The 15675-nt window shown below is 67.9% G+C and carries 16 protein-coding genes; 13 read left to right on the plus strand and 3 right to left on the minus strand.

Annotation, left to right across the window (positions count from 1 at the left end):
- The 7 genes from lepB to ACLP25_RS05025 all read left to right on the plus strand — a co-directional run.
- The coding region (gene lepB / locus ACLP25_RS04995) for a signal peptidase I (RefSeq protein ID WP_442468123.1) at positions 1-583 on the plus strand (583 nt) is incomplete at its 5' end.
- A 48-nt stretch (positions 584-631) separates the two neighbouring features.
- Entirely contained in the window at positions 632-1318 is a 687-nt protein-coding gene (gene rnc / locus ACLP25_RS05000; protein WP_442468124.1) for a ribonuclease III, read from the plus strand.
- Positions 1315-2229 (plus strand): GTPase Era, encoded by a 915-nt coding sequence (gene era, locus ACLP25_RS05005; RefSeq protein ID WP_442468125.1) that lies wholly within the window; start codon positions 1315-1317, stop codon positions 2227-2229. The genes rnc and era overlap by 4 nt, the downstream gene beginning before the upstream one ends.
- 192 nt (positions 2230-2421) lie before the next feature.
- Positions 2422-3222, plus strand: a complete 801-nt coding sequence (locus tag ACLP25_RS05010; protein WP_442468126.1) for a DeoR/GlpR family DNA-binding transcription regulator — start codon at positions 2422-2424, stop codon at positions 3220-3222.
- The gene (locus ACLP25_RS05015) at positions 3219-4370 is read left to right on the plus strand and encodes an MFS transporter (protein WP_442468127.1); all 1152 of its coding nucleotides are present in this window, start codon (positions 3219-3221) and stop codon (positions 4368-4370) included. The genes ACLP25_RS05010 and ACLP25_RS05015 overlap by 4 nt, the downstream gene beginning before the upstream one ends.
- A 376-nt stretch (positions 4371-4746) precedes the next feature.
- A complete protein-coding gene (locus ACLP25_RS05020) occupies positions 4747-5127 on the plus strand; it encodes a nuclear transport factor 2 family protein (protein WP_442468128.1) in 381 nt (126 codons plus the stop codon).
- Between the two features lie 28 nt (positions 5128-5155).
- A complete protein-coding gene (locus ACLP25_RS05025) occupies positions 5156-5740 on the plus strand; it encodes a DNA-3-methyladenine glycosylase (RefSeq protein ID WP_442468129.1) in 585 nt (194 codons plus the stop codon).
- A gap of 428 nt (positions 5741-6168) precedes the next feature.
- Here the strand turns inward: ACLP25_RS05025 and ACLP25_RS05030 are convergent, their stop codons facing one another.
- Complete coding sequence (locus tag ACLP25_RS05030) at positions 6169-6870, minus strand: Crp/Fnr family transcriptional regulator (RefSeq protein WP_442468130.1); 702 nt, start codon at positions 6868-6870, stop codon at positions 6169-6171.
- Between the two features lie 365 nt (positions 6871-7235).
- Between ACLP25_RS05030 and ACLP25_RS05035 the strand changes: the two genes are divergently transcribed.
- The 5 genes from ACLP25_RS05035 (at position 7236) to ACLP25_RS05055 (ending at position 12742) form a co-directional block, all read left to right on the plus strand.
- On the plus strand, positions 7236-8315 hold the full coding sequence (locus ACLP25_RS05035) for an NnrS family protein (protein ID WP_442468131.1): 1080 nt from the start codon (positions 7236-7238) through the stop codon (positions 8313-8315).
- 60 nt (positions 8316-8375) lie between these two features.
- On the plus strand, positions 8376-8534 hold the full coding sequence (locus ACLP25_RS05040) for a hypothetical protein (RefSeq protein WP_442468132.1): 159 nt from the start codon (positions 8376-8378) through the stop codon (positions 8532-8534).
- Positions 8535-8736: 202 nt separating this feature from the next.
- Positions 8737-11004, plus strand: a complete 2268-nt coding sequence (locus ACLP25_RS05045) for an FAD-dependent oxidoreductase (RefSeq protein ID WP_442468133.1) — start codon at positions 8737-8739, stop codon at positions 11002-11004.
- A gap of 22 nt (positions 11005-11026) precedes the next feature.
- Positions 11027-11533: a MarR family winged helix-turn-helix transcriptional regulator gene (locus ACLP25_RS05050; RefSeq protein ID WP_442468134.1), complete on the plus strand. Its 507-nt coding sequence runs from the start codon at positions 11027-11029 to the stop codon at positions 11531-11533.
- A 402-nt stretch (positions 11534-11935) separates the two neighbouring features.
- Positions 11936-12742, plus strand: a complete 807-nt coding sequence (locus tag ACLP25_RS05055) for a transglutaminase-like domain-containing protein (RefSeq protein WP_442468135.1) — start codon at positions 11936-11938, stop codon at positions 12740-12742.
- Between the two features lie 9 nt (positions 12743-12751).
- Here the strand turns inward: ACLP25_RS05055 and ACLP25_RS05060 are convergent, their stop codons facing one another.
- Complete coding sequence (locus ACLP25_RS05060; protein ID WP_442468136.1) at positions 12752-13420, minus strand: L,D-transpeptidase; 669 nt, start codon at positions 13418-13420, stop codon at positions 12752-12754.
- Between the two features lie 209 nt (positions 13421-13629).
- Between ACLP25_RS05060 and ACLP25_RS05065 the strand changes: the two genes are divergently transcribed.
- Positions 13630-14478: an SDR family NAD(P)-dependent oxidoreductase gene (locus ACLP25_RS05065; protein ID WP_442468137.1), complete on the plus strand. Its 849-nt coding sequence runs from the start codon at positions 13630-13632 to the stop codon at positions 14476-14478.
- A gap of 22 nt (positions 14479-14500) precedes the next feature.
- Here the strand turns inward: ACLP25_RS05065 and ACLP25_RS05070 are convergent, their stop codons facing one another.
- Positions 14501-15607, minus strand: coding sequence for a sensor histidine kinase (locus ACLP25_RS05070; RefSeq protein WP_442468138.1), 1107 nt, complete (start codon positions 15605-15607; stop codon positions 14501-14503).
- Positions 15608-15675: the final 68 nt, after the last annotated feature.

Here is a 15675-nt window from a genome sequence, read left to right on the forward strand (position 1 = left end):
GCATTTCTCGCTGCCGAGCTTCCTTGATCTCGCCCCCTCGGCGATGCCGGGCCGCATCTTCGCCTCGCAGCCGAAACGCGGCGACATCATCGTCTTCAAGCTGCCAAGCGACGGCCAGACCGACTACATCAAGCGGCTGATCGGCTTGCCGGGCGATAAGATCCAGGTTCAGAAGGGACGGCTCATCATCAACGGCGAGATGGTCCCGCGCGAGGAGATCGCGCCTTTTCCGACCGTCAACCACTTCGGCAAGCCGGAGGAGGCGCCGCGCTACATCGAGACGCTGCCCGGCGGGGTGAAGCACGAGATCATCCAGATCGACGGCGACGAGGGCACGTTCGACAATACGCGCGTCTACGAAGTGCCGCCGGGCCATTATTTCATGATGGGCGACAACCGAGACAATTCGAGCGACTCCCGCCTCGCTGGCGACCAGGGCGGGGTGGGCTACGTGCCGTTCGAGAACCTGATTGGCCGGGGCGAGATCATCTTCTTTTCGATCGGCGACGACACGCCGGCATGGCAGATCTGGAAGTGGCCATGGACGGTGCGCTGGGACCGCATCTTCGAGCGTGTTCATTGACGGCGCGCGCCCAAAGGGGGCGCTCGAAATCGGCGGTCGGTTCGGCGTATGAACAGGCGGGGCAAGGTTGAATTCGCGGACCTCGAGGCGCGGCTCGGCTACCGCTTCAGGGATCCGGATCTCGCCATGCTGGCTCTGACGCATCTTTCGGCGCAGGTCGCGGGCGGACGTTCGTACCAGCGTCTGGAATTCTTAGGCGACCGGGTGCTCGGTCTGGTCGTCGCCGACCATCTCTATCGGGCGTTCCCCCGCGCGAGTGAAGGGGAGCTGTCGATGCGGCTCGCCAAGCTCGTGCGCCGGGAGACTTGCGCCGAAATCGCCGCCGAATGGGACGTCGGCCCCCATGTCGTGCTCGGCCTCGGCGAGGCGCGGGGCGGGGGGCGGAAGAAGGCGGCAATTTTGTCCGACGTGTGCGAGTCCGTGATCGGCGCCGTCTTTGTCGACGGCGGGTTCGATGCGGCGTGCGACCTCATTTTGCGATCGTGGGGCGACCGGCTGACCGACGCGGAGCCCGCACGCGACGCGAAAACGGCGCTGCAGGAATGGGCGCAGGCCCGCGCGCTCGCGGCGCCTCGCTACGAAGAGGCCGCACGCACCGGCCCGGCCCATGCGCCGTCGTTCGTCATGCGGGTCGAACTGCCCGGCTACGGGCCCGAGACGGGCGAGGCGAGTTCGAAGCGCGCCGCCGAGCAGGCGGCGGCGCAGGCCTTCCTCGACCGGTGGAGCGGCGCATGAGCGCGACCCGCTGCGGCTTCGTGGCGCTGATGGGCGCGCCCAACGCCGGCAAATCAACGCTGATCAACGCCCTCGTTGGCGAGAAGGTGTCGATCGTCACGCGCAAGGCCCAGACGACCCGATCGACCGTGCGCGGCGTCGTGACCAAGGGCGACGCCCAGATCGTGTTCGTCGACACGCCAGGCCTGTTCGCGCCGAAGCGGCGGCTCGACCGCGCGATGGTCGCTTCCGCTTGGGGCGCCGCGGCCGACGCCGACGCGCTCGCTCTCCTCGTCGACGCGCCCAGGGAGGCGGCGTCGGCGAGCCACTCCGAGGAGACGGAAGCAATCCTCGAGACGATCGCCAGGAGCCGCAAGCCGAAAGTGTTGGTCCTCAACAAGATCGACCTGATCGACCGGCCGAAGCTGCTCGACCTCGCCGCGCAACTGAACGCGGCCCAATTGTTCGCCGAGACTTTCATGGTCAGCGCGGCTACCGGCGACGGCCTCGAGCGGCTCATGGACCATCTCGCGGCGCTGCTGCCGAAAGGCCCCTGGCTCTATCCCGAGGACCAGATCGCGGAGGCGCCGATCCGCTCGCTTGCGGCCGAGATTACCCGCGAAAAGCTGTTCGAGCGGTTGCACGACGAACTGCCCTATCAGGCGACCGTCGAGACCGACTCGTGGAAGGACCAGCCCGACGGCTCGGCGAGGATCGAGCAGACCGTGTTCGTGACCCGCGAAGGCCACCGCAAGATCGTGATCGGCGAGGGCGGCCGCACGATCAAGGCGATCGGGACCGCGGCCCGCAAGGACATCGCCGAGGCCCATGGCGGGACGGTGCATCTCTTCCTCCACGTGAAGGTGCGCGAGCACTGGCAGGACGACCCAGAGCGCTACCGGGCGATGGGGCTGGAGTTCCCGAAGCGCTGACCGCCTTCCATTCGGCCCGATAAGCCCGTCGAGAGGGTCTTCGCCCGTTTCCGTTCCCGTTTTGAGCGTTTTCAATGGGATGCGGCGGCTTTTCCGAGCCGCCGCCTCGGGCGCCCGGGGCAGCCCTTGCGGTATCTCGCCTGATCGTGCATGGTTATGCACGTTTTGAACGATTGGCGCCTGGAGCTGATCATGGCAATGCCCGCTCTGCTCTCGCTTCCCGGCGAACGCCAGGGGGCGATCCTCGATGAGCTCGCGCGCCGCGGGCGGGTGCTGGCCGCCGAGCTCGCGCGCGAGTTCAAAACCTCCGAGGACACGATCCGGCGCGATCTCAGGGACATGGCGGCGGCGGGCCTCTGCCGGCGCGTCTACGGCGGCGCGCTGCCGCTCTCGCCGGCCTCGGGGACCCTGGCCGCCCGTCTCACGGAGGCGCCGGAGCGCAAGGCCGCGCTCGGCCGCGCAGCCGCGGGCTTGGTCGCGCCCGGCCAGACTCTGTTCATCGACGCGGGCTCGACCAACAGCGCCATTGCCCGCGCGCTGCCGCCGGGTCTCGGCGTGACCGTGGTGACCAACGCCCCGAGCGTCGCCGAGGCGCTCGTCGCGAGGCCCGGGGTCGAACTGGTGCTGATCGGCGGCAGGGTCGATCCGCGCACCGGCGCCGCGCTCGGCGCGCGCGCCTTCCGCGACGCGCGCGACATCCGGGTGGACCTCGCCTTTCTCGGCGCCTGCGCGGTGGACGCCGAAGCCGGCGTCGCGTCGTTCGAGGCCGAGGAGGCCGAATTCAAGCGGCTGGTCGCGGGGCAGGCAACGGCTGTCGTCGCGGCCGTGACCAACGAAAAGCTCGGGACCGCGGCGCCCTTCTTCGTCATGCCGGTCGCCGCGCTCACTCATCTCGTTGTGGAGGCGGACGCCCCGGAGGCGGCGCTCGCGCCGGTGAGCGCGAGCGGCGTCCATGTGCTTCGGGCCGAACGGGCTGCGGAGACCGCGCGATGACCGCCGCGGCCTCTCTCCGAGACGTCTCATGGCGCGAGCGCGCGGCGGTGACCGCTGTCTTTCTCGTGCTGGGAATCGGCATCGGCGCCTGGGCGGCGGCGATCCCCGCGTTCAAGGCGCGGCTCGGGATCTCCGACGGGCAGCTCGCCCTTGCCCTGTTCGCCTTCGCCGCCGGGGCGATCCTCGCGATGCTGGGCGCTGCCGCATTGGCCGGCCGATTTGGCCCGGCGAAGGCGACGCGCATTGCGGCGCTTCTGTTTTCCGGTTCGCTGCTGCTGCCGGCACTCGCCGGAAACCTCGCGGCGCTGGCCGGCGCGGTCTTCGTCCTCGGCGTCGCCAACGGGCTCTTGGACGTGAACATGAACGGCTATGCGAGCCGCGTCGAAGGGCGATGGGGCGCGGCGATCATGTCGTCGTTCCATGCGGCCTTCAGCGCTGGCGGGATCGTCGGCGCTGCGCTCGGCTTGGGCCTTGCGAGGACGGGCGCGGCCGGAATGCTCGGGGCCGCCGCGGCGCTGGCGCTCGCGCTTCTCTTTTGGGCCTGGCCCGCGTTGCGAGACGGGGAGGCCGCGCCGGCGCCGCCGGCGGGCTTCGCGCGGCCGATCCGCGCCGCACTGCCGCTCTGCGCCATCGCCGCGCTCTTCATGATCTGCGAAGGCGCGATGGCCGACTGGACCGGCGTGTATCTCGCGGACGTGGTCCGGGCGCCGCAGGCCCTGGCCGCGATTGGCTACGCCGCGTTCTCTGCCGCGATGGTCGCCGGCCGGCTAGCCGGAGACGGCGCCGTTCGGGCGCTCGGCCGTGCGCGCGTGGTCGGGGGCGGCGCAGCGCTCGCGGCCGCCGGCCTCACGCTCGCCGTCGCCGTTCCCGGCCTCGGATCGTCTTCGATCGGCTTCGCGCTCGTCGGCCTCGGCCTGTCGAATGGCGTGCCGGCCGTGTTCAGCGCCGCCGCCGGCCTCACCGCTTCGCCCGCGGTCGGCGTGGCGATGGCCGCGACCGCCGGCTACGCCGGATTCTTGGGCGGCCCGGTCGCCATCGGCGCCGTCGCCGAGGGGTTCGGCCTGCGGATCGCCCTTGCGGCGCTCATCGCGCTCGCCGCCGCCGCGGCGCTGACGGCGCGGGCGCTGCGCCCTAGCCCGGGCCGCTGACCCGGCGGGGGCGGCTTTAGGGAGCGCGCCGCTGACGACGCCAATCAGGGGACGTCCAACATTCGGCGAATGAGCTGCGGCCGCCTCCCGTCGACTCAATTGCTCTCAATCCAAGGGCGACGTTTCGTGTGCTATCTGACGCCTGAGGGCGCGCCATGGCGGGAACGCGAAAGATCGCGGCAATCCTTGTCGCAGATACCCTGGGCAGCGACCTGATCAGTGCGCCAAGAGCCGCTATTGCCAGACGCTTGACGAGCGGTTCAAATCGACCCGAGGCGGTCTTTGCGAGGGCGCTTGCGATCAGGTTCGCGTGAGCGGTCAACGTGCGACGTTACGGTACGGCCGGGCCTCAACGACCAGGAACGGGAGACGGAGGATGGACGAGAATGAGATTCGAGAGGCGCTCAATCGCCACTGGGCCGCCTCGGACGCCAACGACTTCGATGTCGAGCACGACATATACCGGGAGGACGCAGTGCTCGAGTACCCGCAGTCGGGCGAGCGCATCAGGGGCCGGCGCAACATCCAGGCCTCGCGCGTCGCGCAGCCGAATGCAAAGCGCTTCACGGTGCGCCGAATCGTCGGCGCGGGCGACCTCTGGGTTGCGGAATTCATCCTTGCTTATGACGGCCGGCCGTCCTTTACGGTGAGCGTCATGGAGTTCGTGGATGGCAAGGTTGCCCGCGAGACCCAATACTTTGCCGACCCGTTCGAACCCGGACCCTCGCGCGCGCGTTGGGTCGAGCGAATGGGATAAAGTCGCCGCGAACGCAGCGCGCCCCCGTGTGCTCGACCGGGCGGAGATGCCCGTCGATACCGCAGAGCTCGCGCGTTTTCTCATCGGCAAAATGCTGGTGCGGAACCTGGACGAAGGCGTGGCCGGCGGCCGCATCGTCGAGACCGAGGCATACGTCATCGGGGACCCCGCCGGTCACGCCTATCGCGGCGTCACCCCGCGCAATCGGGCGCTTTTCCTCGAGCGCGGTCACGCCTATGTCTATTTCGCCTATGGCAGGTCGTTCATGCTGAACGTGTCGAGCGAAACGTCCGGCGTGGGCGCAGGCGTCTTGATCAGGGCGATCGAGCCGACGATCGGCATCGCGATCATGGAGCAAAATCGCGGCGCCGAGCGCGTGCGAGACTTGGCGCGGGGCCCGGGACGGCTGTGCCAGGCCTTGGGGATCGATCGAAGGCTGGACGGGATCGACCTCTGTCAGGCCGGCCCGCTGTGGCTCGGATCTGACGGTCAGGCGTCGGACGAAATCGGGCAGAGCAAACGGATCGGCATTACGCGCGCCGCCGACAGTCCGCTGCGGTTCTACATTCGGGGCAATTCGTTCGTCAGCGGTCCGCAGGCGCTCAATCGATGAGAGAAGTTCGGTCAGCGCGCTCGGTCAATCAACGGGGTTCGCGATCAGATGCGGGAGGACGGCGTCGACAAGGTCCCTTGCTGACGCCGCTCCGAGCGAAACGCTCTCGCCTCGTATCAAAGGAGGACCGGAAGCGCGCTTCCGTCATCGCGGTCTCCTCACGCGCGAAATGATCCCCAATCTCCTGCGCAATCGCATCGAAGTAACTGAGCCGCTCCGAGTCCGGTTTCTCTCTGGCTTCGACAAACATCCGCTCGAGCGCGGCGTGATCGCGATCCATAAGCGGGACGTCGAGAAGTGGTCATGCCTCATGTCCTCTTTGGCGGGGCGCAGGGTTGGTCTGCACGCCGGACAAGGCTCAAGCATTGCGCACGACGAACGAAGGCTCCTTGACCTTGGTCAAGAGTCCGCGGACGCATAGCGGGTCCTTATCCTTCCGCGAACGCGGCGAGCCGTTCGACGTCGGGGATGAAAACGCTCTCGCGCTCGACGACCACGCCGAGCTCCGCAAGCCTGCCCAGCGCGCGCGAGAAGCTTTCCGGTTTCATCCCGAGGCGGCTCGCGATCAGCGCCTTTTCGTAGGGCAGGGCGATCCGCGCAGAGCCGGCCGCGATGGCCTGCTTGACGAAGAAATCCGCGATCCGCTGCGGCGCGGAGCGCGCCTTGAGCTGCTCGATTTCGTCCACGAGCTGGCGCAGCCGCATCGACGCGGCCGCCAGCATGTCGAAGGCGAGCTGGGGTTCGGCGAGCACCGCTCGGCGCAGATTGGCTGCATCTATCTTGTGGATGCGCGTTGGCGACACGGCCTGGCTGCGCGCGGGATAACGGCCGCCGAGGACCATCGCGACCTCGGCGAACGTCTCGCCGGCCGAGAAGATCGCGACCACCACCTCCTCGCCGTCTTCGCGCAGCCGGTAGAGCTTTGCCCAGCCTTCGATGATGCAGAAGAAACCGTCGGCCGGCTCGCCCTGCTCGAAGATCGTTTCGCCGCGCGCGTAGCTTTTCGGCGAACGGTCGCCGATGATCGTGCGCGAAATGGTCGGGCCCATCGCCTTGAACAGCGGCGCCCGCGTGACGACGTCCCAGTCGTGCGCCGAAAGAGCCATGCCGATCCCTCCGGCGATCGACATAGCAGCATCCGGGACGGGATGCATTGCGCGCCGTTCAACGATCTTGGATGTCGGCGCGCGGCTTAACCGAGGTCAAGGACGAAAGAGGCTCGAAGCCTATCCTGGAACCTGGCGCCACGCAGGACGGAAGGATTCATCGTGGTTGATGACGTCGAAATCGCTAGCGCCCCGCTAAAGCCGGCCGTCGTGCATGGCGCCGGCGCGGTCGCAGGATCCCGCGGAGGACTTTCAATGAGCGCGGCCGAGCACGCCACCGTCCATCGTTCGGCCGGGGCCGCCCGCGCCTGGCGCGGCGCGGCCGTGCTCAGCCGCGGCTTCCGGCCGTTTTTCCTTGGCCTGGCGTCTGGGCGCTCGTCGGAATCGGCTTGTGGCCGGCGGTCTTCTCCGGCGCGATTAGGATTCCGACCGCATTCTTCGCCGTCGACTGGCACGCGCACGAGATGATCTTCGGCTACGGCGCCGCTGTTGTCGCCGGCTTTCTCCTGACCGCGATCCCGAACTGGACCGGCCGCTTGCCGGTCGCGGGTCTCCCGCTTGCGGCGCTGGCTGCGCTGTGGTCCGCCGGGCGCGTCGCCGTCTTCGCCTCCGCCGAACTCGGCCGGGTAGCCGCAGCGGCGGTCGACGCGTCCTTCCTGATCGTGTTCGCCGCAGTGGTCGCACGCGAGGTGATCGCTGGGCGCAACGCGCGCAACCTCAAGGTGGCCGGCCTCGTCCTGGCGCTCGCCCTGGCGAATGTCGCTTTCCACGTCGAGGACGCGATGTCGGGCGTCGCCGAGGTCTCGATCCGGGCGGCGCTCAGCCTCTTGGTCTTCCTGATCCTGCTAATCGGCGGGCGGGTGACGCCGAGCTTCACCGGCAATTGGCTCGCGAGGGCTGGCGAGACACGACGACCTGTTCCGTTCGGGCGACTTGACGGGATCATTCTCGCGCTGTCCGGCCTGTCGCTCGCAATGTGGGTCGCCGCGCCCGAGCGCGTCGCGACCGGCGCCCTCGCGCTCGCAGCCGGGGTCGTGAACCTTTGGCGACTCTCGCGCTGGCGAGGTCTCGCTGCCCGGCGCGACGCGCTCGTGCTGGTGCTGCATGGGGGATTTCTCTTCGCCGCCCTTGGGTTCCTCGCCGTCGGAGCATCCGGCCTATGGCCCGAGAAAATACCCACCGCGGTCGGTATCCATTTCTGGTCCGTCGGCGCGGTCGGCGTCATGACGCTCGCCATGATGACGCGAGCGACCCTTGGCCACACCGGCCGTGCGCTGGCGGCCTCGAAGGGGACGGTGTTCGCCTATGGGTGCCTCGTCGTTGCGCTGGCTGCGCGCATCGCGATGGCGTTCCTTGCCGATCTCGCGCTGCCGCTGATGCATGTCGCCGCTTGCGCGTGGGTCCTCGCCTTTGCCGCCTTTCTGCTTGTCTACGGCCCGATGCTCGCCCGCCGCAGCGGTCCCGCGTGACGAAGGGAGCCGCGCGCCTTCGATTGTGCGCGACGCCGTGGACCTTGCTGACAAGCCGGCTTGAGCGGATCGTCGATCAAGCGGGATGCGCTCGTCTTCTCCGACCGTGCGGGGATGATCCGCCGCTGCAGCCACGCCGCCTTCCAGCAGCGCGGCGCTGAAGCGGCCTCGGAAGCGTTGCTGGACAGGCTCAAGGCGCTTCTGTCGACGGCGCACTGAGCCGGGGCCGGCGTCGCTCCCGCAATTTCTCCGTCCCTTTGCGACATCGCTGCTGACGTTTCCTCGCCAAGCGACTGCTTTCGCCGCCAGGGGCGTATAAACTTGGCGCGCGTTCCGCTCTCGGCGTCGGCGAGAGCATTGACAAGGTCAGTTTATATGTTAAACTATTTATTTAGTAAACCATGGAGCGGGAGCCGAGGCCGTGGACGAGACTTGGGACGCGATCGTGATCGGATCGGGTATGGGCGGGCTGGCGGCGGCGGGCTTTCTTGCGCGCGCCGGCGCCCGCAAAGTGCTGGTCCTGGAGAAGCATTCCGAGCGCGGCGGACAGACGCATGTGTTCCGCCGCGACGGGGCCTCGTGGGACGTCGGGTTGCACTATATCGGCAACCTTCAGCCGGGAACGCTCGAGCGCAGCCTGTTCGATTTTCTGTCGGATGGGGATCTCGACTGGAACCGCATGACCGACGATTTCGAGCGGTTCATCTACCCGGATTTTGCGTTCTCCGTCCCGTCCGATCCAAAGCGCTACGAACAACGGCTCGTCGAGCGTTATCCCGACGAGGCCGACGCCATCCGCCGCTATTTCCGCGACATCCGCTCGACGGCGCGCTGGTACATTCTCGGCATCCAGCGGCAGATGGCGCCGCGTCCGCTGGCGTTCCTGCTGGCGCAGATCCAGCGCTTCGGGGCCGCCAAGGCCACTTTGACGACGGCCGAATACCTCAAACGCAACATCCGCTCGCCGGAGCTGCGGGCCCTGCTCGCCACCCAATGGGGCGATTACGGCCTGCAACCGAAAGACAGCGCCTTCGCGCTTCATGCCCTGGTCGTCGCGAGCTATCTGAACGGCGCCTGGTTCCCGGTCGGCGGCGCTGGGCGCATCGCACGCACGATCGAGCTGGGAATCGAGGCGGCCGGGGGCGCGATCCGGGTTTGTCAGGAGGCGACGGAGATCCTCATCGAAAACGGGCGCGCCGTCGGGGTGAAGGCGATCGACCGGGGTGGGGCCGGGCCGCGCGTGGTCCGCTATCGCGCGCCGGTCGTCATCTCGGATGTCGGCGCGCCGCTCACTTACGGGCGGCTGCTGGCGAAGGACGGCGACGTCGGACGGCTGACCGGGCCTCAGCGCGCCGCCCTCGCCGCGTTCAAGGGCGGCGTGTCGGCGGTGACGCTCTATGTCCGCCTGAGCGCGCCGGTCTCGACCCTCGGCGTGAAGGGCGAGAACTTCTGGATCAACACAGCGCTCGATCACGACGACCTCGACGCGCACACCGCGCAGACGCTCGAAGGCGAGCCGCGTCACGCCTATCTCTCTTTCCCGTCGGCGAAGTCGGGCGACGACAGGTTCCACACCGCCGAGATCATCACCATGCTGCGGCCCGAGGCCTTCGACGCCTGGCGCGGCACGGCGAGCGGACAACGCGGCCCGGATTACGCCGAGCTCAAGGATCGCATTTCGCAGGGGCTGCTGCGCATCGCGGAGCGCGCCGTTCCCGGCCTCTCCGCCCTCGTCACCTATGCCGAACTGTCGACGCCGCTGACGGTCGAGCACTACACGTCGCATCCGAACGGGCGCTTTTACGGCCTGCCGGGGACGCCGGAGCGCTATCGCTCTGAGGCCTTCGGCGTGCGTACGCCGGTCGACGGGCTCTATTTGACCGGCTCGGACGCCGCGACCCTCGGCGTCCCTGGCGCGCTGTTCGGCGGTTTGGCGACGGCGAGCCAGATTCTGGGGTCCGCAGGTTTCCTGCGCATCATGGCCGCCGTTCGCCGCGGGCCGAAACGCTCCGCCCGAGCCGCCGCGGCGCGGCCGAAGGAAAAGAAGCGCGCCGTCGTCATCGGCAAGAACGCGCTCACCGCCTCGATCTGGCGCCTGGAGTTCGAACTCGACCAGCCGCTCGCCTTCGTTCCCGGCCAATATATCAAGCTCAAGGTCGCGCCGTTCGAGTGGCGCGACTATTCGGTCGCGGCCTCGGCCGGGCGACGGCTGACCTTGCTGATCAGCAACCGGACCCGTGGCGACGGCTCGAACTGGGCCGACGCGACAACAGTCGGCGAGGAGACCGAGATCGAAGGTCCGCTCGGCGCCTACCGGCTCGAAGACAACGATCACCGAAAAGTGTTCGTCGCCACCGGCACGGGCCTCGCGCCCTACCTTTCGATGTTCGAGGCGATGGCCGGGAGCGGAGAGCTGGAGAACGCCGAGCTCAATTTCGGCTGCCGCACGCCGGACGAGAACATCACGGCCGCCTTCGCCCGCAAGCCGCGCCGCACGGTTGCCTGCGTGACCTGCGCCGCGCCGCCGCCGGGTGGGTTCGCCGGACGGGTGACAAGGGCGATCGCCGCCCTCAACTTCGATCCGAGCGGGACGGACTTCTATGTCTGCGGGTCGGCGGCGATGGTCGCCGATTGCCGCGACCTGCTCGCGCGCGCCGGGGCGGTCAGCGTCTTGACCGAGCCGTACTGACCGATCGACAACCGCGCTTGCGATGCAGAACTCCTGGTTCACCGAGACCGAGGTCTTCTTGCTGCACGAAATCGTCGCCCGGCTCGATCGTCTCGCGCGCAGGAGGGTCCTCGACGCCCGAGGCGTCAGCTATCCAGAATTCCTGGTCGCGATGGCGGTGCGCGAACTGCCCGAGCCGACCCATGGCGAGGTCGGGGAGCTCCTCGACATGAGCAAGTCCTTGGTGAGCCAGCGGGTCTCCGCGCTGCTCGCCAAGGGAATCGTCGAGCAGCGGCGCGAGCAGCCCGACCGCCGCCACGTGCGCCTCGCCCTGACGGTCGCCGGACGCGAGACGCTGGAAGCGATCTATCGCGAGATGGCGGGCAACGCTTCGGCGCTGTTCGACGGGCTCGGAGGATCGCGCGAACCGTTCCGCCGCACGCTCGCAGGCCTGCGCGACGCCCTCGTCGCCGAGGAGGCGCGGGAGGCCGACAATTCTCTGTCGGGCTTGACCTCCGGCAGCGGCGAGAAGCGCGGTCGCGGCGGCTGACGACGTTCGACACGATCCGGCTGGGGCCGCCCGCCGCCAACAGCGCCGACCTCGGTTCGCCCGTCACCCTGCCGTCCCGGGAAGGTCACCGACCGTCGCGCGATATGGCCGAATCCGAACTCGCCGTCCTCTCGACCCAGTGCCTCGATCGCCGCATCCCAAACAAGCCAGAACTGACCGCCGAAGTCGCCGCCTGGGAACAACGCCGCAACCAACATCACGCCAAGGCCGACTCGCAATTCACAACCGCCCACGCCCGCGTCAAGCCGTCTGGTCGCTGCGCGAGTCGAAAGAGCAAAAATTTCCAACGGCGAATACGAGGACCGCCAAGGACCTATTCCTGTACGCTCCATACCGCTATCTTTTCGGACAGCGGACGCCGACAAGCTCGGAAGGCCAGCCATGCTGATCCGGTACGGCTATGAGATGACGTTCACTTGCGGCGCGCCAACGCCGATGATCTGCCAGCTCGACGTGCATCCCTCCTGCGTCCCCGCGGTGCGGGCGGAAACGCCGTTCACCGCAACGCCGCACGTCCAATCGTGGCTTTATGCGGATGTGTTCGGCAACCGTTGCCGAAGATTCAACGCGCCGGCGGGCGACCTCACGATCTCCAACGCCGGCGTCATCGAAGTCAGCGGCCTCCCCGATCCCGTGATTGCGAACGCGGCGGAAATCCCGGTGGCGGACCTGCCCGACGATACCCTGCTTTATCTCGTCGGCAGCCGCTATATCGAGACCGACAAGCTCAGTCCGATCGCCTGGAGCCATTTCGGCCACGCGCAGCCCGGCTGGAACCGGGTGCAGGCGATCTGCGATTTCGTCAACGGCCATATCGCGTTTGACTATCAGAGCGCGCGGGCGACCCGCACGGCCTATGAAGCCTATCAGGAACGCGTCGGCGTGTGCCGCGATTTCGCGCATCTCGCGGTCGCGTTTTGTCGCTGCATGAACATTCCGGCGCGCTACTGCAACGGCTATCTCGGCGACATTGGCGTGCCGCCGGACCCGGCGCCGATGGACTTCAACGCCTGGTTCGAGGTGTTTCTGGGCGGCAAATGGCACACCTTCGACGCGCGCCACAACATGCCCCGCATCGGCCGCGTCCTGATCGCGCGCGGACGCGACGCCGCCGATATTCCCCTCGTCAATTCGTTCGGGCCCCACGTCCTCAAGTCGTTTAGCGTTGTGACTGAGGAGACGAACTGAGCGGCGCCCCTACAGCACCACCACCCGCGTGCCCTTCGCGACGCGGCCGTAGAGGTCGATCACGTCGGCGTTGAGCATGCGGATGCAGCCCGAGGACACGGCGTGGCCGATCGACTTCGGCTCGTTGGTGCCGTGGATGCGGAACAGCGTGTCCTTGTTTCCCTGGAACAGGTAGAGGGCGCGGGCGCCGAGTGGGTTGTCTAGGCCGCCGTCCAGATGCGGCGGCAATTCGGGGCTGCGCGCCAGCATTTCCGGCGGCGGCGTCCATCCCGGCCAGTAGGCCTTGCGGCCGACCTCCGCGACGCCCTTCCACGCAAAACCCTGGCGGCCGACGCCGATGCCGTACTCCACCGCGCGTCCGTCGCCGAGCGAGAGATAAAGCTTGCGCAGTTTGGTGTTGATGGTGACGGTTCCGGCGGGCTCGCCGGTCGGATCGTCGACAATGCGCCGCGTCATGCGGCTGCGGTCGATGTCGCCGTCGAGGTCCACCGGGGTCGAATAGGCGGGATCTGCGTCCGGGGGCAGAAGCGCGGCGGGAGCGACGGGAACGGCGGGAGCGGCGGGCGCGACGGAATCCGGCTGGGCGAAGGGCCAAAGAGTCTGCCCGACGGCCGCGCCCGGTCCCCCCGGTGCGAGGCCGACAAGGACTGCGAGGAGAAGCGCACGAACAGGAGCCATGACGAGCTTCCGCTTCCGTCTTGGATGACGATACCATGAAGTTAGAGAGGATTGCGGCGATTTGACAAGGTCGGGAGGAAGCGTCGAACCTTTGCTCATCGCGCCGTCCCCGAGGGCCGAATCCCGCCACCGCCAATTGACGGATGCGCGCGGCAGGCCCTATGCGTTTGGGCACTCTGGGCGCAACGCTCGTTCGAAGGACGCCGCTCATGCCTCTCCATCCCGCTCTTCAGTCCGGCCGCGTCGCGGTCATCACAGGCGCGGCCAGCGGCATCGGTCTCGCCGCGGCGGAGCGCTTCGCTCGGCTCGGGATGAAAATCGTTCTGGCCGACGTCAACGCCGGGGCGCTCGAGGCCGCCGCGACCCGCCTCACGGCGGTCGCCGGGCGGAATGACGGCGTCCGCGCCTTCGTGATCGACGTCGGCAATCCGCTTGAGGTCGAGCGCCTGAGGGACTCCGCCTACGACGCGTTCGGCGAGGTCGCAGTTCTGATGAACAACGCGGGCGTCGAAGGCGGGGGCGGTGTGCTGGGCGACCTCGCAAAGTGGCGGCGCCTGATCGACGTGAACCTCTGGGGCGTCATCCACGGGGTGAACGCGTTCGCGCCGACGATGATCAAGCAGGGCCTGCCGGCGGCGATCGTCAACACCGGCTCCAAGCAGGGGATCACCTGTCCGCCCGGCAATACGGCCTATAATGTGTCGAAGGCGGGGGTGAAGGTCGTGATCGAGGCGCTCGCGCACGAACTGCGGAACATCGAGGCCTGCAAGGTCACGGCGCATCTCTTGATCCCCGGCTTCACCTTCACCGGCATGACGCGGCCGGGCGGCGGAGAGAAGCCCGCCGGCGCGTGGACCGCCGATCAGGTCGTCGAATTCCTGATCGAGCGGATGTCCGCGGGCGATTTCTATGTTCTCTGCCCGGACAACGAGGTGACCCGCGAGGTCGACGCTAAGCGCATTCTTTGGGCGGCGGGCGACATTGTCGAGAACCGCCCGCCGCTGTCGCGCTGGCACCCCGACTACACGGCCGCCTTCGCCGAATTCGCAAAAAGCTGACGGAACGCGCGCCGCAGCGTCGTCAGACTGCGGTCGGCAGGGTGACCTCGAAGGTCGAACCTTCCTCAGGACGCGAACGAACGCTCAGCGTCCAGCCGTAGCGGTCGGCGATCGCCTTGCAGATCGCGAGGCCAATGCCCGACCCCGGATAGTCCCTGGGGCTGTGCAGGCGCTTGAACGGCTGAAAAATCTCGCTGGCGAATTTCTCGTCGAAGCCGACGCCGGCGTCGGCGATCGCAAGACGGACCCGTGTCCGGCCGATCCGCGTCGTTCGGATCGTGATGGACGGCGGCGCGCCCGGCTTGCGGTATTTGATCGCGTTCGAGACGATGTTCTGGATCAACCGCGCGAGTTGCGCGCGGTCGGCCGGAACCACGATCGGATCGATCTCGACGCGGATTGTCGCCCCGGTCTCCTCGATCGCCGCCGACAGGTCGTTGAGGGCGAGCTCGACTTCGGCGCGCAGGTCGAGGGGCTGGGTATGGGTTTCCGTTCCGCTCACGCGCGAGAACGCGAGCAGGTTGTCGACCATTTTTCGCGCGCGCACGGCGGACGCGGAAATGACGGAGGTTGCGCGCGCGGCGCCCGCGGCGTCGGCTTTCCTGACGGCTTCCTCGAGCAGCCCGGCATAGACGGCGATTTTGCGCAGGGGCTCCTGAAGATCGTGCGAGGCGACATATGCGAATTGCGTCAGGCGTTCGTTGGCGAGTTCAAGGTCGTTCGCCCGCTGTGCAAGGTCCAGCTCCGCCCGTCGCCGCGCCGTGATGTCGACAACAGTGGCGAGCACAATGACGCCGTCCGCCGCATCGATCGGCGTAAGGCCGATCTCGACCGGGAACTCCGTGCCGTCCTTCCGCGTTCCCTTCAGGTCGCGGCCGACGCCCATCGGGCGCTCGCTGGGCGATGCGAAGAAGCCTTGCCGCAATCCGGAGTGGGCCGCGCGCGATCGGGGGGGAACGAGCATGTCGATCGATCGTCCGACCAGTTCATCCACCCGATATCCGAACATGCGCACGGTCTCGGCGTTGGCGAATTCGATCGTTCCATTTGCATCGACCATGATCATCGCCGCAGGCGAAGCGTCGACGGCAAGCCGAAATCTGTCGTCGCTGAAGGATTGGCTGGGCAATGTCCTCGCTCCCTTCAGCCGTTCACAGAATGTGCGCGGTAAAGTCCGCGCGGCCGGCCTTTGCCGGC

Origin of the sequence: Roseiarcus sp., from assembly GCF_052145395.1 — a bacterium.
Lineage (GTDB): Bacteria > Pseudomonadota > Alphaproteobacteria > Rhizobiales > Beijerinckiaceae > Roseiarcus.

Coding starts and splice junctions, on each gene's coding strand:
- ACLP25_RS05065 (WP_442468137.1), top strand. CDS start 13,630: ATGCCTCTCCATCCCGCTCTTCAGTCCGGCCGCGTCGCGGTCATCACA.
- ACLP25_RS05015 (WP_442468127.1), top strand. CDS start 3,219: ATGACCGCCGCGGCCTCTCTCCGAGACGTCTCATGGCGCGAGCGCGCG.
- ACLP25_RS05020 (WP_442468128.1), top strand. CDS start 4,747: ATGGACGAGAATGAGATTCGAGAGGCGCTCAATCGCCACTGGGCCGCC.
- ACLP25_RS05010 (WP_442468126.1), top strand. CDS start 2,422: ATGGCAATGCCCGCTCTGCTCTCGCTTCCCGGCGAACGCCAGGGGGCG.
- ACLP25_RS05030 (WP_442468130.1), bottom strand. CDS start 6,870: ATGTCGATCGCCGGAGGGATCGGCATGGCTCTTTCGGCGCACGACTGG.
- ACLP25_RS05050 (WP_442468134.1), top strand. CDS start 11,027: ATGCAGAACTCCTGGTTCACCGAGACCGAGGTCTTCTTGCTGCACGAA.
- ACLP25_RS05060 (WP_442468136.1), bottom strand. CDS start 13,420: ATGGCTCCTGTTCGTGCGCTTCTCCTCGCAGTCCTTGTCGGCCTCGCA.
- rnc (WP_442468124.1), top strand. CDS start 632: ATGAACAGGCGGGGCAAGGTTGAATTCGCGGACCTCGAGGCGCGGCTC.
- era (WP_442468125.1), top strand. CDS start 1,315: ATGAGCGCGACCCGCTGCGGCTTCGTGGCGCTGATGGGCGCGCCCAAC.
- ACLP25_RS05055 (WP_442468135.1), top strand. CDS start 11,936: ATGCTGATCCGGTACGGCTATGAGATGACGTTCACTTGCGGCGCGCCA.